15 protein-coding genes and 1 tRNA gene are annotated in these 21,777 nt (G+C 67.9%); 8 read left to right on the forward strand and 8 right to left on the reverse strand.

Annotated elements, in window-relative coordinates:
• The first annotated feature begins 7 nt into the window (after positions 1–7).
• Entirely contained in the window at positions 8–352 is a 345-nt protein-coding gene (locus tag ACFWO8_RS25920; RefSeq protein WP_378963718.1) for a hypothetical protein, read from the forward strand.
• Between the two features lie 119 nt (positions 353–471).
• Here ACFWO8_RS25920 and lat read toward each other — a convergent pair whose 3' ends face one another.
• Together lat and ACFWO8_RS25930 are read right to left on the reverse strand one after the other, a co-directional pair.
• On the reverse strand, positions 472–1,812 hold the full coding sequence (gene lat, locus ACFWO8_RS25925) for an L-lysine 6-transaminase (RefSeq protein ID WP_378963719.1): 1,341 nt from the start codon (positions 1,810–1,812) through the stop codon (positions 472–474).
• A 66-nt stretch (positions 1,813–1,878) separates the two neighbouring features.
• Positions 1,879–2,331: an Lrp/AsnC family transcriptional regulator gene (locus ACFWO8_RS25930; protein WP_056818059.1), complete on the reverse strand. Its 453-nt coding sequence runs from the start codon at positions 2,329–2,331 to the stop codon at positions 1,879–1,881.
• Between the two features lie 118 nt (positions 2,332–2,449).
• On the opposite strand from ACFWO8_RS25930, the gene ACFWO8_RS25935 reads away from it, so the two are divergent.
• Together ACFWO8_RS25935 and ACFWO8_RS25940 are read left to right on the forward strand one after the other, a co-directional pair.
• Positions 2,450–3,967 carry an aldehyde dehydrogenase family protein gene (locus ACFWO8_RS25935; RefSeq protein ID WP_378963720.1) on the forward strand — a complete coding sequence of 506 codons (1,518 nt, stop codon included), beginning with the start codon at positions 2,450–2,452 and terminating at the stop codon, positions 3,965–3,967.
• A gap of 53 nt (positions 3,968–4,020) precedes the next feature.
• Positions 4,021–4,094 (forward strand) — tRNA-Met (locus ACFWO8_RS25940).
• 43 nt (positions 4,095–4,137) lie between these two features.
• Here the strand turns inward: ACFWO8_RS25940 and ACFWO8_RS25945 are convergent.
• The gene (locus ACFWO8_RS25945; protein WP_378963721.1) at positions 4,138–4,686 is read right to left on the reverse strand and encodes a histidine phosphatase family protein; all 549 of its coding nucleotides are present in this window, start codon (positions 4,684–4,686) and stop codon (positions 4,138–4,140) included.
• 136 nt (positions 4,687–4,822) lie between these two features.
• Between ACFWO8_RS25945 and ACFWO8_RS25950 the strand changes: the two genes are divergently transcribed.
• From ACFWO8_RS25950 to ACFWO8_RS25960, 3 genes are all read left to right on the forward strand, one after another.
• Positions 4,823–10,216 carry a DEAD/DEAH box helicase gene (locus ACFWO8_RS25950; RefSeq protein WP_378963722.1) on the forward strand — a complete coding sequence of 1,798 codons (5,394 nt, stop codon included), beginning with the start codon at positions 4,823–4,825 and terminating at the stop codon, positions 10,214–10,216.
• Positions 10,217–10,220: 4 nt separating this feature from the next.
• Positions 10,221–10,994: a DNA-formamidopyrimidine glycosylase family protein gene (locus tag ACFWO8_RS25955; RefSeq protein ID WP_378963723.1), complete on the forward strand. Its 774-nt coding sequence runs from the start codon at positions 10,221–10,223 to the stop codon at positions 10,992–10,994.
• 100 nt (positions 10,995–11,094) lie between these two features.
• Entirely contained in the window at positions 11,095–11,475 is a 381-nt protein-coding gene (locus tag ACFWO8_RS25960) for a VOC family protein (protein WP_378963724.1), read from the forward strand.
• 3 nt (positions 11,476–11,478) lie between these two features.
• Here the strand turns inward: ACFWO8_RS25960 and glpD are convergent, their stop codons facing one another.
• Positions 11,479–13,269: a glycerol-3-phosphate dehydrogenase gene (gene glpD, locus ACFWO8_RS25965; protein ID WP_378963725.1), complete on the reverse strand. Its 1,791-nt coding sequence runs from the start codon at positions 13,267–13,269 to the stop codon at positions 11,479–11,481.
• Positions 13,270–13,589: 320 nt separating this feature from the next.
• Here glpD and glpK point away from each other — a divergent pair, with 320 nt between their 5' ends.
• Positions 13,590–15,086, forward strand: a complete 1,497-nt coding sequence (glpK, locus tag ACFWO8_RS25970) for a glycerol kinase GlpK (protein ID WP_378963726.1) — start codon at positions 13,590–13,592, stop codon at positions 15,084–15,086.
• A gap of 57 nt (positions 15,087–15,143) precedes the next feature.
• On the opposite strand, the gene ACFWO8_RS25975 is transcribed toward glpK, so the two are convergent.
• The 4 genes from ACFWO8_RS25975 to ACFWO8_RS25990 form a co-directional block, all read right to left on the reverse strand.
• On the reverse strand, positions 15,144–16,322 hold the full coding sequence (locus ACFWO8_RS25975) for a PLP-dependent aminotransferase family protein (protein WP_378963727.1): 1,179 nt from the start codon (positions 16,320–16,322) through the stop codon (positions 15,144–15,146).
• Between the two features lie 92 nt (positions 16,323–16,414).
• On the reverse strand, positions 16,415–17,572 hold the full coding sequence (locus tag ACFWO8_RS25980; protein ID WP_378963728.1) for a hypothetical protein: 1,158 nt from the start codon (positions 17,570–17,572) through the stop codon (positions 16,415–16,417).
• Positions 17,573–17,953: 381 nt separating this feature from the next.
• Entirely contained in the window at positions 17,954–18,970 is a 1,017-nt protein-coding gene (locus ACFWO8_RS25985) for a hypothetical protein (RefSeq protein WP_378963729.1), read from the reverse strand.
• A gap of 289 nt (positions 18,971–19,259) precedes the next feature.
• Complete coding sequence (locus tag ACFWO8_RS25990; RefSeq protein WP_378963730.1) at positions 19,260–20,660, reverse strand: NAD(P)H-quinone dehydrogenase; 1,401 nt, start codon at positions 20,658–20,660, stop codon at positions 19,260–19,262.
• A gap of 300 nt (positions 20,661–20,960) precedes the next feature.
• Between ACFWO8_RS25990 and ACFWO8_RS25995 the strand changes: the two genes are divergently transcribed.
• Positions 20,961–21,422 carry a gamma-glutamylcyclotransferase gene (locus ACFWO8_RS25995; RefSeq protein ID WP_378919964.1) on the forward strand — a complete coding sequence of 154 codons (462 nt, stop codon included), beginning with the start codon at positions 20,961–20,963 and terminating at the stop codon, positions 21,420–21,422.
• Positions 21,423–21,777 lie beyond the last annotated feature (355 nt).

Here is a 21,777-nt window from a genome sequence, read left to right on the forward strand (position 1 = left end):
TGCGGGCGTGGAACCGATCGAGATCAACGCAGGGTCCTGGTATCTGCGCGCCCTTCGCGCCGACGAGCGCATCGACGATCGACCCGCGCTGGCCGACGGCGGCATCACCGATCCCGGCTACGTGGCCACCCGGTCGGCACAGTGGGCCGATGAATCCCACTTCTCCTGGGCGGTCTGCGTTCCGACGACGGCCGAGCTGGTCGCCGAGATCGGCGTGACACCGGGCCCCGGCGACACCGCGACCGTCACCGGGTGGGCCCGTCCCGGCGAGGACGAGGCATTGGCCGCCGGCCTCGCCTCGGTCCACCGCTTCGTCGCGGGCGCACTCGGATTACGTGTCGCGCAGGCCTGATCGCCGCTCCCGCATGACACCCGTGTCCGCCTCGGCGACGACCAGCGCGAACTTCGCGCACGGAACAGGAGCACCGCAGTCGACACACCGACTCGAGGCTATGCGCGGCTTGCTGTGCGCTACACCGCTTCTCGCGCGAGCACCGCGTCGAGCGCGTCGACTGCCTGACGCAATTCATCCTCGGTGACAGTCAACGGCGGACGGAACCGGATCCCGCGCTCCCCCGTGCCGAGCAGCAGCACATGCTCACGTTCGCGCAGCTCTGTCACCACCCGATCGCGCAACTCCGGCGTCGCCAGGGTGATCGCGCACATCAGCCCACGCCCACGTGCCTCGGAGGCCAGGTCCGGGTGCGCGGCGGCGAGCTTGCCGAGCCGGTCGAGCAGGAACGCACCGAGCGGACCCGCGCCCTCGATGAGCCGATCGCGTTCCAGCACTTCGAGAATGCGTCGAGTTCTGACCATGTCGGTGAGGTTGCCGCCCCAGGTGGAGTTGAGCCGGGAGCTCACCCGGAAGACATTGTCTCCGACCTCGTCGACCCGCCCGCCTGCCATGATCCCGCAGACCTGAGTCTTCTTCCCGAAGGCCACTACATCGGGCCGCACGTCCAATTGCTGGAAGGCCCAGGTGGTTCCGGTCATGCCGACGCCGGTCTGCACCTCGTCGAGGATGAATAGCGCGTCGTTCGCGTGGCACAGCCGCTGCATGGCGGCGAGGAATTCCGGTCGCAGGTGGCGGTCTCCGCCTTCGCCCTGGATCGGCTCGGCGATGAAGCAGGCGATGTCGTGCGGGTTGTCGGCGAAGGCCTGTTCGGCCTGGGCCAGAGCCCGCGCTTCGAGCGCGGCGATGTCGGGCCCGGCGAAGGTGTGCGGTGTGTCGATTCGCGGCCAATCGAATTTCGGGAATCGCGCGGTCTTGACCGGGTCGGTATTGGTGAGCGACATCGTATAGCCGCTCCGGCCGTGGAAGGCACCGGTGAGGTGCAGCACCTTGGTGCCGAGTTCCGGTGCGCGGCCGTGCAATTCGTTGTGCCTGCTCTTCCAGTCGAAAGCGACTTTCAGCGCATTCTCGACCGCGAGCGCACCACCGTCGACGAAGAACAGATGCGGCAGGTGCGGATCGCCGAGCACACGGGCGAAGGTTTCGACGAAGCGTGCCATCTCGATGGTGTAGATATCGGAGTTGCTCGGCTTGTTCAGTGCCGCAGTGGCCAGTTCGGCGCGGAAACTCTCGTCTCCTGCCAGGGCGGGATGGTTCATCCCGAGCGCGTTGGAGGCGAAGAAGCCGAACATGTCGAGATAGCCGGTGCCGTCGCGTTCGTCGACGAGCGTGCGGCCGTGCGACTCGTGTAGGTCGAGCACAAGCTCGAAACCGTCCGCGAGGATGTGCGAGGACAGGATTTCGTGGACCCGGTCGGCGGGGATGACCGCCGCGCCAGGGCGCTCCAGTTCGATGGTCATAAAACCGACGATACGCAAATATTTACGGAAGTTCTACGGAATCACGAATCAAATTACGAAGGATCACTACCTGTCATAGAATGTCTGCAGGATGATCGTGCTGCGGGTGTGCACGTTGGCCGTGGCCCTGATCTCCTGCAGCAGATGTTCCAGATGCCGAGGCGATGCCACCCGCACCAGCAAGACGTAGCTCTCCTCGCCCGCCACCGAGTGGCACCCCTCGATGCCGGGGATGTGCTGCAACAAGGCGGGCGCGTCATCGGGCTGGGACGGATCGAGAGGAGTGATCGCGACGAACGCCGACAACAAGTGCCCGAGCGCTTCGGGGTCGACCTGCGCGGCGTACCCGCGGATCACGCCGCGCGCTTCGAGCCTGCGCACCCGCGATTGCACCGCGGAGACCGAAAGGCTGGCCTTCTCCGCCAGATTCGACAATGTGGCGCGACCGTCTGCCATCAGTTCTTTGATCAATAGTCGATCGATGTCGTCGAGCTGGGGTCGAGCCGGTGTATCCGCCATCAGCGAAGGCTAACTCAGCGTGGGGCTCGCGCGGGGAAAACTTCTTTCCGTTCCCCACCGAATTCTCCCGAACTTTTCCGTGAGTCGTACCAAACAGCAGAAGGTGAGCAGAGTACCGATGACGCAGACCGTGAACTTCTCCGAGCAGCTCGCACTGCGAGCCAGGGCGCTCCTGCACGGCCTCGGCGCCGCTGTGCCGGAACCCGGCCCGCTGCTCGCGCGCACGCCGATCTCCGGCGGAGTCCTGTTGCCGCTGACCACCGACACCGCCGCGGACGTCGATGCCGCGATCGGCCGCGCCGCCACCGCGTTCGAGGCCTGGCGCACGGTCCCCGCGCCCGTGCGAGCAGCGCTGGTGCGCAGACTGGCGCAGTTGCTGGTGGCCCATCAGGACGAGCTGGCCGAGCTGGTGACCCTCGAAGCGGGCAAGATCGGCCCCGAGGCGCTGGGCGAAGTGCAGGAGATGATCGACGTCTGCGAGTTCGCGATCGGGCTCTCGCGCCAACTCTACGGCGCCACCATGCCTTCCGAACGCCCCGGCCATCGGCTCATGGAAACGTGGCATCCACTCGGCGTCGTCGGGGTGATCTCGGCGTTCAATTTCCCGGTCGCGGTGTGGGCTTGGAACACCGCGATCGCGCTGGTGTGCGGCGACACGGTGGTGTGGAAGTCGTCGGAGACCACGCCGTTGACGGCATTGGCGTGTCACACCCTGCTGCGTCGTGCCGCGGTCGATGTGGGCGCGGATCCCGAAGTGCACCAATTGATTCGAGGTGACGCCGCCGTCGGCTCGGCCTTGGTCGACGATCGCCGGGTCGCCCTGGTGAGCGCGACCGGTTCGGTGCGGATGGGCGCCACCGTCGCACCGAGGGTGGCCGCGCGATTCGGGCGGTGCCTGCTAGAGCTCGGTGGCAACAATGCCGCGATCGTGGCGTCGAGTGCCGATCTGGAGCTCGCGGTGCGCGGCATCGTCTTCTCGGCGGCGGGGACAGCGGGCCAGCGGTGTACGAGTCTGCGGCGATTGATCGCGCATCGTTCGATCGCCGACCAGCTGGTCGACCGGCTGGCCGCGGCGTACAGCCAACTACCCGTTGGCAATCCGCTCGACGACGGCGTGCTGGTCGGGCCGCTGATCAACGAGCGCGCGTTCGCCGCGATGCAGAAGGCGCTGGTCGGGTCGGTGGCCGAAGGCGGCGACATCATCTGCGGCGGTGAGCGAGTCGACACGCTCGGACCCGACGCCTACTACGTGCGGCCCGCCCTGGTTCGCATGCCCGCACAGACCGAACTCGTGCGCGAGGAGACCTTCGCGCCGATCCTGTACGTGCTGACCTACGACGACATCGACGAGGCCATCGCACTCAACAACGATGTCACCCAAGGACTTTCCTCGTCGATCTTCACCCTCGACCAGCGCGAGGCCGAACAGTTCCTGGCCGGCTCCGACTGCGGCATCGCCAATGTCAATATCGGGACATCGGGCGCGGAGATCGGCGGCGCGTTCGGCGGGGAGAAGCACACCGGCGGCGGCCGGGAGTCGGGCTCGGACTCATGGAAGGCCTACATGCGCCGGGCCACCAACACCGTCAACTACTCCACCGAGCTCCCGCTCGCGCAGGGCATCCATTTCGGCTGATCAGCCATGCGATTTCGCCTTCCGACCCACCCCGTGTAAAGTGGTATTTGCAACGCGGGATGGAGCAGCTCGGTAGCTCGCTGGGCTCATAACCCAGAGGTCGCAGGTTCAAATCCTGTTCCCGCTACTACGAAGAAGGCCCCGGAGTTTTCACTCCGGGGCCTTCTTCGTTATCCGTTGCCGAGCCGCAGGGTCCAGTTCCCCCGATAGTGCAGCCGGGTGACACTCGCGGGCGGAACATCCATGCGCCAGAACGACTTCGCCGGTGCGTCGAGCACCACGAGCAGCGCCGCCCGCACCACGGCCGGATGCGTCACCGCCACGGTGTCGCGCCCCGACGACGCGATCTCGGCCAACCAGAACCGCACCCGGTCGACCAGATCGGTGACGGATTCGCCACCGTGCCCACGGAATTCGGGGTCGGTCAGCCAGGCGAACAGCTGATCCTGAGCGAGTTTGCCCATCTCACTGCCCCGCCACGACCCGGCATCGAGATCCCGTAATCGCACGTCCTGTTCCCCGACGAGGCCCAATTCCTCCGCCGTCTCCCGAGCCCGCCTCTCGGGCCCTGTCCGCACCAGCGCCTCATCGAGCGGCACACAGGCGCGCACCGCGGCCCGCCCCGACTCGTCCAGGGGTTCATCGACAGGAAAACGCGCCTTACGTACCGCCTCGGTAAGGCCATGGCCGACAAGGTCGACTCTCAGCACCGTTTGCACGAGAGTCGAGGGTAGCGACGAGTGCGATCCACGCCACAACCCGGGCTACGCGCCGCCCCGGTCATCGACATCTTCACGCAGGTCGGGGCGCATGAGGTCGGCGAAGTTGTCGGTGGGTCGGTGCACACTTGGTGCTATGGATCGGTTCTCCCCCGCGACGGCACAGTGGTTCGACGGCGCGTTCCCCGGCGCGACGTCGGCCCAGCTCGGCGCGTGGGACGCGATCGCCGCCGGGGAGAACACGCTGGTGGTCGCGCCGACGGGGTCGGGCAAGACCTTGTCGGCGTTTCTGTGGGCTATCGATCAGCTGGCTCAGCGGGAGCCACCCGAGCCGGGGGCGCCCCGGGGCACCTCGGTGCTCTATGTCTCGCCGTTGAAGGCACTCGCGGTGGATGTGGAGCGCAATCTACGGGCGCCGCTGGTAGGAGTGACGCAGACGGCGAAACGGTTGGGACTCGACCCGCCGGATATCTCGGTGGGGGTGCGCTCCGGTGATACTCCGCCTGCCCAGCGTCGGGCGATGCTGCGCACGCCGCCGGACATTCTCATCACCACTCCCGAGTCGCTGTTCTTGCTGTTGACCTCGGCGGCTCGCGAGACGCTTGCCCAGGTCAATACGGTGATCGTCGACGAAGTGCACGCCATCGCCGGGTCCAAGCGTGGTGCGCACCTGGCGCTGTCGCTGGCCCGGCTGGACCAGTTCACCGACAAGCCCGCGCAGCGGATCGGGTTGTCGGCGACGGTGCGCCCGCCCGAGGAGGTCGGGCGGTTCCTGGTCGGGAACGCGCCGATCACCATTGTGCGCCCGCCCGCACCGAAGACCTTCGACCTGTCCGTGCGGGTGCCGGTGGCCGATATGACCGATCCCGGCGGCGACTCCGATCAGCCGGGGTCGATCTGGCCGCATGTCGACGAGGCCATCGTCGACCTCGTTCTCGAGCACCGTTCCTCGATCGTGTTCGCCAACTCGCGGCGGCTCTCCGAGCGGCTGACAGCGCGACTCAACGAGACCTACGCCGCCCGGCTCGGTGAGCCGGTGGAGACAGAGCACAAGCCACCCGCCCAGCTCGGACCATCCACCGAGGTGATCCACGGGGCCGACCACCTGTTGGCGCGCGCGCATCACGGGTCGGTCAGCAAGGAACAGCGCGCCATCATCGAAGACGATCTCAAGACCGGTCGCCTGCGCTGCGTGGTGGCCACCAGCAGTCTCGAACTCGGCATCGATATGGGCGCGGTGGACCTGGTGGTGCAGGTCGAGGCGCCGCCATCGGTGGCCAGCGGCTTGCAGCGAGTCGGCCGCGCCGGGCACCAGGTCGGTGAGATCTCGCGGGGCGTGCTGTTTCCCAAGCACCGAACCGACGTGATCCACTGCACCGTCGCCGCCCAGCGCATGCTCGCGGGTGAGATCGAGCAGCTCCAGATCCCCGCGCACCCCCTCGACATCCTCGCCCAGCAGACGGTGGCGGCCTGCGCGCTCGAACCGATCGACGTCGACGGCTGGTTCGACATCGTCCGCTCCACCGGCAGCTACGCGAACCTGCCACGCTCGGCCTACGAATCGGTGCTCGACCTGTTGGCCGGGCGCTATCCGTCCGACGAGTTCGCCGAACTGCGTCCACGCGTGGTGTGGGACCGCGACGCGGGCACCATCACCGGCCGTCCCGGCGCGCAGCGGCTGGCGGTGACCTCCGGTGGCGCGATTCCCGACCGTGGCATGTTCGCGGTGTTCATGGTGGGCGAGAAGGCTTCTCGGGTAGGTGAACTCGATGAGGAGATGGTCTACGAATCGCGCGTGGGTGATGTGTTCGCGCTCGGTGCGACCAGCTGGCGGATCGAGGAGATCACCTTCGATCGGGTGCTGGTGTCACCCGCGTTCGGACTGCCGGGACGGTTGCCGTTCTGGCATGGTGACGGGTTGGGGCGTCCCGCCGAATTGGGTGCTGCGCTGGGCGAATTCGTGCGTACAGCAGGTCGGGTCCCTACCGATGAGCTGAGCCGGATCGTGGCGAAAATGGGCGCCGGGCCGACCACAGTCGTCCCGCCATCGGCGGTTTCGGACCCGGTGTCCCTGGTCGAGGCCATGTCGGAGGTTTCCGGCCTCCCGGTAGCCGGGGTGGAATCGAGCGCGAAGAAGATCGGCCGCGCGAAAGCGTCCAGCAACCGAACCCGGCCCGCCGATGCGCCGGCCGGAAAAGCTGCGACGGCGAAGCCGTCGCCGGTCGAGCAGAGCAAGCCCGCGGCGCGGCTCGAACAGTTGGTGCGGACAGCCGGGCTCGATCAGAACGCGACGGCCAATCTCGTCAGTCTGCTCGAGGAACAGCGCAGTGCCACAGGTCAATTGCCCACCGACCGCACGCTGGTCGTGGAACGATTCCGTGACGAACTCGGCGACTGGCGGCTGGTGCTGCACTCCCCCTACGGCACCCCGGTACACGCACCATGGGCGCTGGCGGTGGGCGCGCGCCTCCAGGAACAGTTCGGCATCGACGCCGCCCCTACCGCCTCCGACGACGGCATCGTCGTGCGCCTGCCCGACACCACCGATCAGCCGCCCGGCGCCGAACTGTTCGCCTTCGAGCCTGACGAGATCGACGACATCGTCACCGAACAGGTCGGCGGCTCCGCGCTTTTCGCGTCCCGCTTCCGCGAATGCGCCGCCAGGGCGCTCCTGCTGCCGCGCCGCGATCCCGGCAAGCGCGCACCGCTGTGGCAGCAGCGGCAGCGCTCGGCCCAATTGCTCGACGTGGCACGCAAATTCCCGCAATTCCCGATCCTGCTGGAAACCGTCCGCGAATGCCTGCGCGACGTATACGACCTGCCCGCCCTGCGCGACCTGCTCACCCAGGTCGCCCGCCGCGAGATCCGCCTGATCGAAGTCGAAACGGCGAGCCCGTCACCCTTCGCGGGCGCCCTGCTGTTCTCCTACATCGGCCAATTCCTCTACGACGGCGACAGCCCACTGGCCGAACGCCGGGCCGCCGCACTGGCCCTGGACTCCAGCCTGCTCGCCGAACTCCTCGGCCGCGTCGAACTCCGCGAACTCCTCGACCCCGCCGTTATCACCCTGACCGAACAAGAACTCCAACGCCTCACCCCCGAACGCCGAGCCCGCGATCCCGAAGGTTTGGCCGACCTCCTGCGCCTCCTCGGCCCCCTCACTCCCGCCGAAGCCGCGGCCCGCTGCGTCCCCCGCCCCGGCACCGCATCCGCCGCTCGCCACGCCGAGGCGATGGAAAGTCGAGCCCCGGACGACTTTCGCACACACGAACAAGCCTCGAAGTCCGGCGAACTCGCCCCGAGACCCGGCGCAGGAGCCGTCGGAGCCGGGCCGGCTGATATCCCCCGGGATAACGCCGCACCCCCCGACAGCGTTGCCTTGCACCCAGACAATGGAACCCGCTCGGACGACGGTCCTTCCGACGGCGGAGCACAGGCCGATCGTGGCAGCCACGACCTGCTCATCGATTCCGATGCACCGGCTTGGTTTGCGGAGCTGCGGGATTCGCGGCGGGCGCTGGCAGTTTCGTTCGCGGGACGTACCTGGTGGGTGGCGGTGGAGGACGCCGCTCGTCTGCGCGATGCGCTCGGGGTGCCGCTGCCGATCGGCGTGCCCGCCGCGTTCATCGAACCGGTGCCCGATCCGCTCGGCGACCTCGTCGGCCGCTACGCGCGCACGCACGCACCGTTCACGACGGCCGCGGTCGCCGCCCGCTTCGGCTTGGGTACCGCCGTCGCCGCGACGTCACTGCACCGCCTGCTCGCCGAAAAGCGGGTCGTGGAAGGCGAATTCACGCCGGGTACCGCCGGTGGCGAGTGGTGTGATGCCCAGGTCTTGCGCCGATTGCGCCGCCGTTCGCTGGCTGCCGCCCGGCACGAGGTCGAGCCGGTCTCCACCGCGGCCTTCGGACGCTTCCTGCGCGCCTGGCAACACGTCGGTTCCGGCGAGCTGCGCGGCGTCGACGGTGTCGCCACGGTGGTGGAACAGCTTGCGGGCGTGCCGATTCCGGCCTCGGCATGGGAGTCGCTGATCCTGCCGACGCGAGTCCGCGACTACTCCCCCGCCATGCTGGACGAGCTGATGGCGACCGGCGAGGTGGTGTGGTCGGGCCACGGCGCCATCACCGCCCGCGACGGCTGGATCGCCCTGCACCTGGCCGACCAAGCACCGTTCACCCTGCCTCCCGCCGACGAGATCGACCCCACCGATACCCAGCTCGGCCTGCTGGTCGCACTCGGCGCGAACCTGGAGCCATGGCCCCCACCCGACACCGCCCCTGGTTCAGCGGTCGACTCGGACACACCCGCCATTCGTCCGAAGGCCGCCCGGAGACGAAGGATCTCCGCGGATCCGGCGACGCCGCAAGCAAGCGGACTCTCGCGAACCGGCGAACGCGAAGTTGTCGACCTCGACGCACCCGATCCCGCCACGGCGGCGACCAGCCCTGGCAACTCGGCGCCCGTGCCGGCAAGCAGTGATGCCAGAGAGTCGGCTCGACGGCCCCCGCCCACCGGCCTGCGGCCTGATCCAAAGGAACAGGCGCCAAGCGAGTCCGGCAACCCGTTAGCGGGACAAGCTCCTGACCTCCCGCGATTGCCATCCACACTGCGCGGCGGTGGCGCCTTCTTCTTCCGGCAGCTCGCCGACGCTGCGGGTCTGCTCGACGACAAAGCCGCCGGCGACGCACTGTGGCAGCTGGTCTGGGCCGGATACGTCTCCGGTGACACCTTCGCCCCCGTGCGCGCACTACTGTCCGGCACCGCCCGCGCCACCACCGCGCACCGCACCCCGCGCCGCGCTCCCCGCGGTCGCGCGTACCTGCCGCGACCAGCGATGCCAACCCGGTCCGGTCCGCCGATGCTGGCCGGCCGCTGGTCGATCCTGCCGGAACGCGTGCAGGACAACACTGTTCGCGCCCACGCCACCGCCGATCAGCTCGTCGAACGCTATGGCGTGCTGACTCGCGGATCGGTGCAGAACGAAGGGATATCCGGCGGTTTCCAGCTGATGTACCGGGTGCTCACCGAGTTCGAGGATCGCGGCCGGTGCAGGCGCGGCTATTTCGTCGACACCCTCGGCGGCGCCCAGTTCTCCACCACCGACACCGTCGACCGCCTGCGGTCGTTCGACACCGACCGTGACAACACCAGAGCGGGCGTCGCGTTCGCCCTCGCGGCGTGCGACCCAGCCAACCCCTACGGCGCCGCCCTGCCGTGGCCGAAGGGCGACGCCGAAGGCGGTCATCGGCCGGGCCGCAAAGCGGGCGCCGTGGTAGTTCTGGTCGGCGGCGAGCTGGTGCTCTACTCCGAGCGCGGCGGCAAGACGCTGCTCAGCTTCACCGAAGACATCGGCCTGCGCCGTGCGGCAGCGCTCGCACTGGCCGGACTGGTGCGCGACCGCAGGGTCGACAGCTTGGTGATCGACAAGATCAATGGGGAAACCGTGCACGGCAACCTTTTCGTCGACGTCCTGATCGAAGCCGGTTTCTCGATGACCCCGAGCGGGCTGCGGCTGCGCAGGCAGGTGTAGCCGAATGCCCGAGGGCGACACCGTCTTCCGCACCGCGGCACGTCTGCGCACGGCGCTGGTGGGTAAAACGCTGACCCGCAGCGACTTCCGGGTGCCCCGGTACGCGACGGTGAATCTGGTCGGCGATCTCGTCGAAGAGGTCGCCAGCTACGGCAAGCACCTGTTCGTCCGCACCGACCGCTGGAGCATCCACACCCACCTGAAAATGGAGGGCGAGTGGCGGGTGTTCCACTGCGGCCAGCGCTGGACCAAACCACGGGTCACCGCGCGGCTCGTACTCGGCAACGACGAGGTCGAGGCCGTCGGATTCTCGCTCGGCAAGGTTCAAGTCCTGCCGCGCGCGGACGAGCACACCGTCATCGACCACCTCGGCCCGGACCTCCTCGGCCCGAACTGGGATCCAGCCGAGGCCCTGCGCCGACTCACCGAATACCCCCGCCGCGCCATCGGTCTCGCCCTACTCGACCAGCGCAATCTGGCAGGCATCGGCAATATCTACCGCAGCGAGATCTGCTTCCTCCGCCGAGTCCACCCCACTGCCCCCGTCGGCGAGATTCCCGATCTCCCGGCGCTCGTAGACGAAGCCCACCGCGTCCTCGGCAAGGCCGCGCACCAGCCACCATGGCGCCCCATGGTCTACAGCCGAACCCGGCGCCCCTGCCCCCGCTGCGGCACCGCCATCGCCTCCCAGCTCCTCGGCGAGGACGACCCCGCCGATCGCATCAGCCAGCGCGAACGCGGAATCTACTTCTGTCCACGCTGTCAGCCACTTCCCTGAAAAACACTTCACCGCGCATCGCCTTGTTCGATACGATCTCGGGATTGTTTTCATCGCTAACGGCCAGGGGCGTCTCCCCAGTTAGAGAGCAGGTTTCGTGATGGCATGTCGGATCAGTGAGCTCGTGCTCGGTTGCCGCGACCCCGAGGCGCTTGCCCAATTCTGGTGTGCGGTCCTGGACTTCGTCGTCCTCGACCGGGAGGACGACGGCACCGTGGAGATCGGCCCGCGCGAGGGGTTCGGTGGACCGCAGGCGACGATCATCCTCAGCAGCAGGGAAGAGCCCGAACACGGGAAGTCCCGGCTGCACCTCGACGTCAATCCCACCGATCGTGATCAGGACGCCGAGCTCGAACGCCTGCTGAAGCTCGGTGCGCGCCCGGCCGATATCGGCCAGACGGGGCAGGAGTCGTGGCATGTCCTGTCCGACCCGGAAGGCAATGAGTTCTGCCTGCTCAAAGCCCGCATCGACCCGGTCTGAGGCTCAGCGGTCCTGCGGCACGGGTTCCAGTAGCTGCGGGCGTGGCTCGGGAGCTGCGGCCCGCAGTGCGTCGGCCGACTTGTCGTCGGGCTGGGTCTGCGATTCGATTTCGGCCCGCACGCGCGCCTGGTATGTGGACACCTCACGGTCGATATCGTCTGCGTCCCAACCGAGTACCGGTGCGATGAGGTGGGCGACCTGCTCGGCACTGTTCGCGCCGCGATCGGGGTACTCGATCGAGATGCGGGTGCGACGGGCCAGGATATCGTCGAGGTGCAGCGCGCCCTCGGCGGCGGCCGCGTAGACCGCTTCGACCTGCAGGTAGGCAGGGGCGTCGGTAATCGGTTGCAGCAGTTCTGGTTTGCCCGCTGCCATGGCGAGCACCTCGTCGACGAGAGAGCCGTAGCGGTCGAGCAGGTGCGTCATCCGGTACGGGTGGATGCCGTAGTGCTCGGCGAGCTGCACGGTCTGGTTGACCAGCGCGAAGTACCCATCGGCGCCGAGCAGCGCGACCTTCTCGGTGATCGAGGGCGAGACGCGCGCCGGAATATCTTGTGCCGCTTCGTCCATCGCGTCGGCCGCCATCACCCGGTAGGTGGTGTACTTGCCGCCCGCGATGCTCACCAGTCCGGGCGCGACGCGTGCCACGGCGTGTTCGCGCGAGAGCTTGGACGTCTCGTCGTTCTCCCCCGCCAGCAGTGGTCGCAGGCCCGCGTAGACCCCGTCGATGTCGGCGTGGGTGAGCGGGGTGACCAGTACCTCGTTGACCCGGCCGAGCAGGTAGTCGATATCGGCCTTGGTCGCCGCGGGGTGGGCGAGATCGAGATTCCAGTCGGTGTCGGTGGTGCCGACGATCCAGTGCGCGCCCCACGGGATGACGAACAGCACCGAAGTGGTGGTGCGCAGGATGATCGCGGCATCGCTGACGATGCGGTCGCGCGGTACCACAATGTGCACGCCCTTGGACGCGCGCACATGGAATCGGCCGCGCTGCCGCGACAGACCCTGCACCTCATCGGTCCAGACGCCCGTTGCGTTGATCACCACATTCGCGCGCGCCTCGCCGGTGCGCCCGTCCTCGGTGTCACGCAATTTCACCCCGACGACCCGGTCTGCCTCACGCAGAAACCCGACGACCTGCGTGGAGGTGCGGATGACCGCGCCGTAGTGGGCTGCGGTGCGGGCGACCGTCATGGTGTGGCGGGCATCGTCGACGACGGTGTCGTAGTAGGTGACACCGCCGATCATCGAATCCCGGCGCAGGCCCGGTGCGAGGCGCAGCGCGCCGTGCCGGGTCAGATGATGCTGTCCAGGAACGGATTTCGCGCCGCCCATGCTGTCGTACAGAGTCAGCCCCGCGGCGACATACGGTCGCTCCCACACGCGGTGGGTCAGCGGGTAGAGGAAGCGCAGCGGCTTCACCAGGTGCGGTGCCAATGTCGACAGTGCCAGCTCACGCTCCTTCAGCGCTTCCCTGACCAGCCCGAATTCGAGCTGCTCGAGATAGCGCAGGCCACCGTGGAACATCTTCGACGAGCGGCTCGAGGTGCCCGAGGCGAGATCGCGGGCCTCGACCAGCGCGACAGACAGACCGCGCGTCGCAGCATCGAGCGCGATACCGGCGCCGACCACCCCGCCACCGACGACCAGGACGTCGAACTGATCCTTCCCCAGACGTTCCCAGGCAGAACGCCGATGTTCGGGCCCCAGATCGCCGGGCACGAGCCGGTCCCGCTTTCCGCCCGCGACCAACTCACCCGGGTGTAGGTACGGAAACTCCGGTGTCTGCGACATGCTCGGCTCCTCGCCACCGACCGATTCCGGCCGGTCCCAGTCGACAGTGGGGTAAACGCCGCGTTCGGCGGCGCCGCTGCGTACAGGCTAAACGTACTGCGCGCTCGTCGCTCGGGACGTGCGCGGCGAGGCGTGGGAGCGAAATTCGGTGCGGATGCCGAACCGGACGGTCGATCGGCTGGTTCCGGCGCCAACTCCTTCGCGCGGTCAGCTGGGCGACCTTCGCCAGGCGCCTGTCGATGCCACCAGCAATCCGCGGCACCGTCATCGCCGGGGACAAAGCTTGCGGCAGCGGGCCGAGCTTTCGGTAACCTGCATCAATGCGTCGCTATGTGGCCGCCATCGATCAGGGCACGACTTCGAGTCGGTGCATCATCTTCGATCGGCAGGGCCGGATCGTCGGGACCGCGCAGCGGGAGCATCGGCAGATCTTTCCGAAGCCCGGCTGGGTGGAGCACGATCCGGCGGAGGTGTGGCGCAATACCGAGTCGGTACTCGGTGCGGCCCTGGGCAACAGTCGGTGTTCGGCCGGGGATCTGGCCGCCGTCGGCATCACCAATCAGCGCGAGACCACCGTGGTGTGGGATCGGGCGACCGGCGAGCCCGTGTACAACGCGATCGTCTGGCAGGACACCCGCACCGGCCAACTGTGCACCGAACTCGCGGGTGATCAAGGGCCGCAACGCTATGCGGACCGCACCGGGCTGCCGCTGTCGACCTATTTCGCCGGCCCGAAACTGCGCTGGATCCTCGACAATGTCGACGGTGTCCGGGCACGCGCCGAAGCCGGTGACCTGTGTTTCGGCACCATGGACAGCTGGGTGCTGTGGAAGCTGACCGGTGAACACCTCACCGACGTCACCAACGCCTCACGCACCATGCTGATGGATCTTCGTACTCTGCAATGGGATTCGCGGCTCTGTGCCGATTTCGACATCCCGATGTCGTTGCTACCGCAGATCCGCAGTTCGTCAGAGGTCTACGCCGACATCACCTCCGGGCCGTTCGAAGGTATCCCGGTCGCCGGAATTCTCGGCGACCAGCAGGCGGCCACCTTCGGCCAAGCCTGCCTGACCCCCGGTGAGGCCAAGAACACCTATGGCACAGGCAATTTCATGCTCCTCAACACCGGCACCACCCCGGTGTTCAGCAAGCACGGCCTACTCACCACCGCCTGCTACCAACTCGGTGACGCCCCAGCGGTTTACGCGCTGGAAGGTTCCATTGCCGTCACCGGCTCGCTGGTCCAGTGGCTGCGCGACAACCTCGGCATCATCTCCTCCGCCGAGGAAGTAGAACCCCTGGCCCTCAGCGTCGAAGACAACGGCGGCGCCCACTTCGTCCCCGCGTTCTCCGGCCTGTTCGCCCCCCGCTGGCGCCCCGATGCCCGCGGTGTCATCGCCGGCCTCACCCGCTTCGTCACCAAGGCCCACTTGGCAAGAGCCGCACTCGAATCCACCGCCTTCCAAACTCGCGAGGTCGTGGACGCCATGCGCGCCGACGCGGCCGCCCAGCACCTCGACCTCGAACTCACCACCCTCAAAGTCGACGGCGGCATGACCGGCAACAACCTGCTCATGCAATTCCAAGCCGACATCCTCGACGTCCCCGTCGTCCGCCCGGTAGTCCGCGAGACCACCGCCCTCGGCGCCGCTTACGCGGCCGGTTTGGCAGTCGGCTTCTGGTCCGGCCTCGACGACCTCCGAGCCAACTGGTCCGCCGACCAGACCTGGACCCCCTCGATGCCCGAAGAGGAACGCACCCGCCGCTACGCGGACTGGAACAAAGCCGTCGAACGTACCTACAACTGGGTATGAACCGCCCGCGCAAGCTGCCTCGGCCCTTACTCCGTCACCGCCGAGTGCCGCCGATCTCTAGGCAGGTGCGGCCTTCGACAGGCGGTTGACCGCTTCGGTCAGGGTGGGTTCGTCGGAGGTGGTGAAGCAGAGTCGGAGGGTGTTAGGGGTGGTGTTGGTGACGGCGAAGGCGGCGCCGGGGACGTAAGCGACGCCCGCGTCCAGGGCTGCGGGGAGGAGGGTGGAGGTATCGGTGTTGTCGGTGAATTCGGCCCAGATGAACATGCCGCCGGCGGGGTCTGTGCAACGGATGCGGTCGCCGAAGGTGGTGCGGACGGCGGAGACCAGGGCGCGGGCTCTGGTGCCGTAGGTGGTGCGGATCGAATCCACATGGGCCGCAATCCAGTTGGTGCCGGCCAGCAGGTCGGTGGCGATCTGCTGGGTCAGGGCGGAACCACAGAGGTCAGCGCCTTGTTTGAGGAGTTCTACTGCGCGGCAGACTCTTTCGGGGGCGATCATCCAGCCGACGCGGAGGGCGGGGGACAGGATTTTGGAGACGCTGGACAGGCGGATCACCTGGGGGGAATACGAGGCGACCGGGGCGGGTGCGGGCTGGTCGAACCAGAGTTCGCCGTAGGGGTCGTCTTCGATGACCCAGAAACCATGGGCCTCAGCTAGTTTCGCGAGGCGTTGCCGACGTTCGGGGGTGAGAGTGACGCCGCCGGGGTTGTGGAAGGTGGAGACGGTGTGGACGACAGCGGGACGTTCGCCTGCGGCCAAGAGGTCTTCGAGGATGTCGAGACGCATACCCTCGCTGTCGAGCGGGACGGCGACGATTCGGGCGCCCGCAGCGCGGAAGACCTGTAGCGCACCGACATACGCGGGGTCTTCGACGATCACGAGTGCTCCTGGATCGAGGAGGACCTCGGCCAAGAGCGAGAGTGCTTGCTGTGAGCCATGGGTGATGAAGACTTCGGCGACGGGCACCGTGCGGCCGATCTTGGCGGATTCGCGTGCCGCGATCACCTCACGCAGGGCAGGCCAGCCGGACGACTCGGTGTACTGCAGCACGGCGGGGTCACGCAGGGCCGCCTCGGCAGCGAGGGCGATCCGCTCGCGCGGCATCAGGGCGGCGTCGGGGAGGCCACCAGCGAGGCTGATGATGTCGTCGCGGGCGGTGAGTTTGAGCAGGTCCCTGATCGCCGAGCTCTGCAGGCCGGCGAGCTTGCCCGCCAATGCTGGAATGGTCAGCGACATAGGAACCTCCGGGGGACGCCAAGAGAAGCAATCATCCTACGATTGCATATCGGCTACCAGAATATGAAATTGTTGTCTCACAGAATGAGACATTACCGAGCGGTGATGGACTTGACCTGCCACTTTCCGTCGGTGTTGGTGGTGATGATCTCCTGCTTGTAGACCACGGCCGAACCGTCGGGGTGCATTTCGCGCAGTTCCACGTCGTAGCGGCCCACGGTGGTTTCGCGCATCTTCACGCAGTGGGTGGTGCCAGCGGGAATCTGACCGTCGATCGCCTGCTGGATCGTCTCGGCAGGTGAGATGTTCTCGGCGTCGGGCGCCACGAATTCGCGCACCTTCGCCCCGGATCGATCGGTGTAGAAGGCGTACTGGAAGCCGAGGATGGCCCTGGCGCCGGTGGTGGTGTCGCCCGGCCCGTTGCCGACGGTGACGGATTGTTCGGCGACGGACTGACACTCGGAGCCGGACGCGACCGAGGGAACCGGCGCGGCCGTGACACCGGGATCGGCGCCGCCGCCTCGCTTGACCAGACCGATCGTCAGAACAAGCGCCACCACGAGCAACACAGCCGCGGCCACACCGCCGACGATCCAGCGCAGGCGCTTGTTATCGGGTTCCTTCTCCTCCGGCACCGGGGTGGCGGGCATCTTCGGCGCGAGACGGCGAGCGATCGGATCGTCGGCCCACGACAGGCCTGGCTCGGTTGGAGGCTTCGGGATCGCGCCGTCATCGTCCGGATTGTCCCACCACGCTTTGTCGCCTGCGGGCCGCTGCTTATCGGGGACCAAGGGGGTACGCGAGCCCTCGGGCGGACGCACCGGCTCCGAGGAAGGCCCGCTATCGCGCGAGGGTGGCTGCGGCGCAGGATCTTTGGGGCCGGGACGACCACGACGGATCACCTCGGTGAGCTCACGACCGGATGTCACCGGTACGGAATCACCGAACACCGAGTCGCCGAAGACCGAACTCTCACCGCGCGGCTGCTCGCCACCGAAACGCACCGTCGGGTCGGCCGCGGGCGGCCCACCCTGCGTGGGACCACCGAACGGCGCGGACTCCCGCGACCCTGGACCGGCAGGGGTATCCCCACCGGCAGTAGTGGGACCACCGAACGGCGGCGCGTTGCGCGGACCCGGTCCGGCAGGCGGTGGCGTCGCCAGTGCGTCACCGAAAACAGAAGTCGGCGCGGAACGGCGACTATCGGGTAGCCGAGGGGGCGCTTGACCGGCGGGCGGTCCGGGTGGCACCGAACCTGCGATCGAGGGCGGACCCGGCGGCGGAGCAACAGGCGGCTGACCCGCAACAGGACCACCGAACGGACCTGGCGCGGGCGCACCTGCCGGAGGACCGAACGGGCCGGGCGTAGGCGCACCGGCGGGCGGACCGGCCGGTCGCCAACCTCGCTCCGGAACCCCGGACGGCGCGGGCGGCGGCGCGGCGGGAACGGGCCCACCGAAACCAGCGTCATCGACCGGCGGCCCGAAATCGCTTACGGGAGGACCGAATTCCGCAGCAGGTCGTTGATCGCCGCGTTCGTTGTCGTCGCCCTCGGTGCCCAAGTCAATCCTTTCCCCAGGACACACGTGTGGGGCGGTCGAAGGCGACCGCCCCACACGACGTACTGCGTGTCAGTACTGGATCGAGCCACCCCACTGGGTGTTCACACCCGCGACGTTCAACGTCTGAAGCAACTCACCCGGCACGGGCAGTGTAGCCTTCGCGGCCGCATCGAGCGCGGCGACGCCGCCCGGCTGCGCCTTGATCCAGTTCTCCACCGCGGCCTTGGCCAGGTTCGCCTGCGTGGTGTCGAGCACGGTCACTGTGGTGTTGTCGGCACGGCCGTCGCCACCGTTGAAGGTGGTGACCTTGACCGAGTTCGCGCCGACGTACTCGACCGAGACACCGGCGTCACCGAAACCGCCACCCGGCGCCCGGTAGCCGACGGTGCCGACGTAGCCCGAGGCGTTGTTGTAGTGGTGGGTGTTGGCGAGGATCCCGGCACCGTCGACGGTGACGCCGATTTCCTGGCGCGGGCCTTCCATCTCGACGACAGGCGCGGCGGGCGCGTTGGCCAGGCGCGGTGCCTGCCAGGCCGGTTCCTTCGGCTCCTGGATGAGGGTGTCCGGAGACTCGACCTCGGCCTGGGTGCCGGTCCCGGTGCCCTGATCGGACGGCACGGTGGGCTGCGTCTGCTGCTGGCCCGGCGTGGTGCCCGGCTGGCTCGGCGTGGCGCCCGTCTCCGGCTTGGTGGTACCCGGCTGATCCGGCGTCGCGCCCGCACGCTCCGGCTGTGCCTGTCCCGGCACCGGCAGCGGCGCGACACGCGGGCTGGTGACGCCCGGCTGACTCGGCGTCGGCTTGGCGGGGGTGCCCTGCTCCGGCTGACCCGGCGCGGGACTGGTGACACCCGGCTGGGCCGGCGTCGGCTTGGTCTCGCCCGGCTTCGTCTGACCCGGCTTGACGCTCTCCGGGGTTTCCGTTTCCGGGGTCTCCGGAGCTTCTACTTCGCCCGAAGGCTGGCCCGGCTGCGCAGGAGCCGGAGTCGCTGGCGTAGTCGGCTGGTCACTGGGGACCGCGCCGGCCGGTGCCGCGAGGAGGGTTGCCACGGCTGCCGCGGCGGCCAACGGCAACGACGTGCTTGCCATCGCTCGCTGCGCCCGACTCGGCTTACGATGCTTCACTTTTCGTAATCCCTTTCCCGGAGGGAATCCCCCACTGCTCCACCACGCGATCACATCTGATCACGCCTCGGCGGTGAGTCAACCACATGAGCGCGGGACAGGCAACGCAGCACCGGGTTTCGAGTTCACCGGGCGCCGCCTGCGCAAACACCTGGTGTCACGGTTGCCGAGAATCGACGAGCAGCGTTGGCGAACAACACAATTCGAAACCCGAAACCCATTGTGATTCGTTTCACATTCTGGTGTTACGAGTTCAGTCGAGGTCGTCGTGGCGCATCAGCAAACGTCCGGCTTCAGTGAGCGAACCGGTGAGCGAGGGGTACACCGAGAACGTCTGGGCTAGGTCGGTGACGGTCAGATTGTTCTGCACCGCCAGCGCGATCGGCAGGATCAGCTCCGAGGCGATCGGCGCGACCACCACACCGCCGATCACCACACCGGTCGCCGGGCGGCAGAAGATCTTGACGAAGCCGCGTCGCAGCCCCGACATCTTCGCGCGCGGATTGGTGTTGAGCGGCAACATCACTGTCCGCGCGGGGACCTCACCATTGTCGATGGCGGTCTGGCTGACGCCGACGGTCGCGATCTCCGGGCGGGTGAACACCGCCGAGGCCACCGTCTTCAACCGGATCGGGCTCACACCCTCGCCGAGCGCGTGGTACATCGCGATCCGCCCCTGCATCGCGGCCACCGAAGCCAGCGGCAGCAGACCCGTGCAGTCGCCCGCGGCATAGATACCGGGCACCGAGGTGCGCGAAACCCGGTCGACGCGAAGGTATCCGCCGCGGTCGAGTTCGATACCGACCCGGTCGAGGCCGAGGTTCTGGGTGTTCGGGGTGGAGCCGACGGTCATCAGCGCGTGCGAGCCGGTGACGGTGCGGCCGTCGGACAGCTTCACCACGATGCCGTCGGCGGTGCGCTCCACGGCATCGGCGCGGGCGTGCTTGACCAGCTCGACGCCGCGTTCGGCCAGGGCTTCCTCGAGCACGAGGGCCGCGTCGGCGTCCTCGCCGGGCAGCACGCGATCACGGCTCGACACGAGCTTCACCGGCACACCCATCTCGGTGTACGCGGACACGAATTCGGCGCCGGTGACACCGGATCCGACGACAACCAGCGTCTCGGGCAGTTCCGGCAGGTCGTAGAGCTGACGCCAGTTCAGGATCCGCTCACCGTCGGGTTCGGCACCCGGGAGCACCCGCGGGCTCGCACCGGTCGCGATCAACACGACCTCGGCTTCGAACTCCTCGGTGCTGCCGTCGGCCTGCGTCGCGCGCACGCGGTGCGCCAAACCCGGTGCGGGCCCGACCAATTCGCCGTAGCCCGGAAGTAGTTGCACGCCCGCGGCCTGCAACTTGGTGCGGATATCGGAGGACTGCGCCAGCGCGAGAGCTTTCACGCGAGCGTTCACCTCGGGCAGATGCACCTTGGCCTGATCGGCGTCGAGGGTGATACCGAGATCGCGTGCGCGGCGCAGATCGGTGCGCAGGCCGGTCGAGGCGATGAACGTTTTCGACGGCACGCAATCCCACAGCACACAGGCGCCACCGATGCCGTCGGCGTCGATCAGGGTCACCGTGGCCCCGTGCTGGGCAGCTACCAGCGCCGCCTCGTATCCGGCCGGTCCACCGCCGATGATCGCAATCCGTGCCACCAGTCACGCTCCTTGTGCTCGCCTGATCGGACCTGCCCCTTGTGAGGGCTCGTCCGTGCTGTCGAGGCCATCATTTCAGGTGCGATGTGACATGGCCGGGTCGGATCGGTGAACAACGGTGCGCGTGTTCTGTGCCACGTTCCCGGTGTGACCGGCGGGCTGGGACACGCCGGCGAAGCGTAGCCACGCAGGGCCCTCGGGAACGGGGGCGGGTGTTACAGCGCCGCCGGCGAGTGTGACCGTCAGCCGATCTGGGTGGGAGACAGGAATTCCGCCGTGTTTATTGGCTACAGTTTCATGGTGCCGATCTATGCCGCCTACGGGTCCAACATGGACTCGACGCAGATGCTGGAACGCTGCCCGCATTCGCCCATGTCCGGGACCGGGTGGCTGGAGGGTTGGCGCCTGACCTTCGCCGGTGACGACATCGGCTGGGAAGGGCCGCTGGCCACCGTCGTCGAGGACCCCGGCCAGCGGGTATTCGTCGTGCTCTACGACGTCTCCCCCGAGGACGAGGACAGCCTCGACCGCTGGGAAGGCTCCGACTTCGGTATCCACAAGAAGATCCGAATCCGAGTCACCGGCACCCAAGGCGAATCCCGCCTAGCCTGGCTCTACGTCCTCGACGCCTATGAGGGCGGCCTCCCCTCGGCCCGCTACATCGGCGTCATCGCCGACGCAGCCGAAAAAGCAGGCGCCCCCGAGGACTACGTCCACGCCTTGCGCACCCGCAACAGCAAAAACGTAGGCCCCGGCGCGTGACTGTCCCGCCTCCCCGCGTACTCAGGCCAGACTTCACCGACCGCTGACTCTGTGTCGGCGGCCGTCGGTCGTGGGCTGGCTGAGTTAGCCCGTACCCGGCGAGCTACCCATGTCCTTCTGTGCTGCTCCTTCTGTGCTGCCGTGCACCCCAAGTCCGCCACCACCCGCACCCCCAACCACACCGTGCACATCAAGACCGCCACCACCCGCACCCCCCAACCACACCGTGCACATCAAGACCGCCATGACCGCACTCCCAACCCCGCACCCGCGACCCATAGGGAGCGGCGGCCACGAAGTGGCCGGTCCGCGGCCGGGTCGCCGGTTAGCGCTCGAAAGCGCTGAGCCGAAGGCT

Source organism: Nocardia sp. NPDC058480 (assembly GCF_042720495.1).
Taxonomy (GTDB): domain Bacteria; phylum Actinomycetota; class Actinomycetes; order Mycobacteriales; family Mycobacteriaceae; genus Nocardia.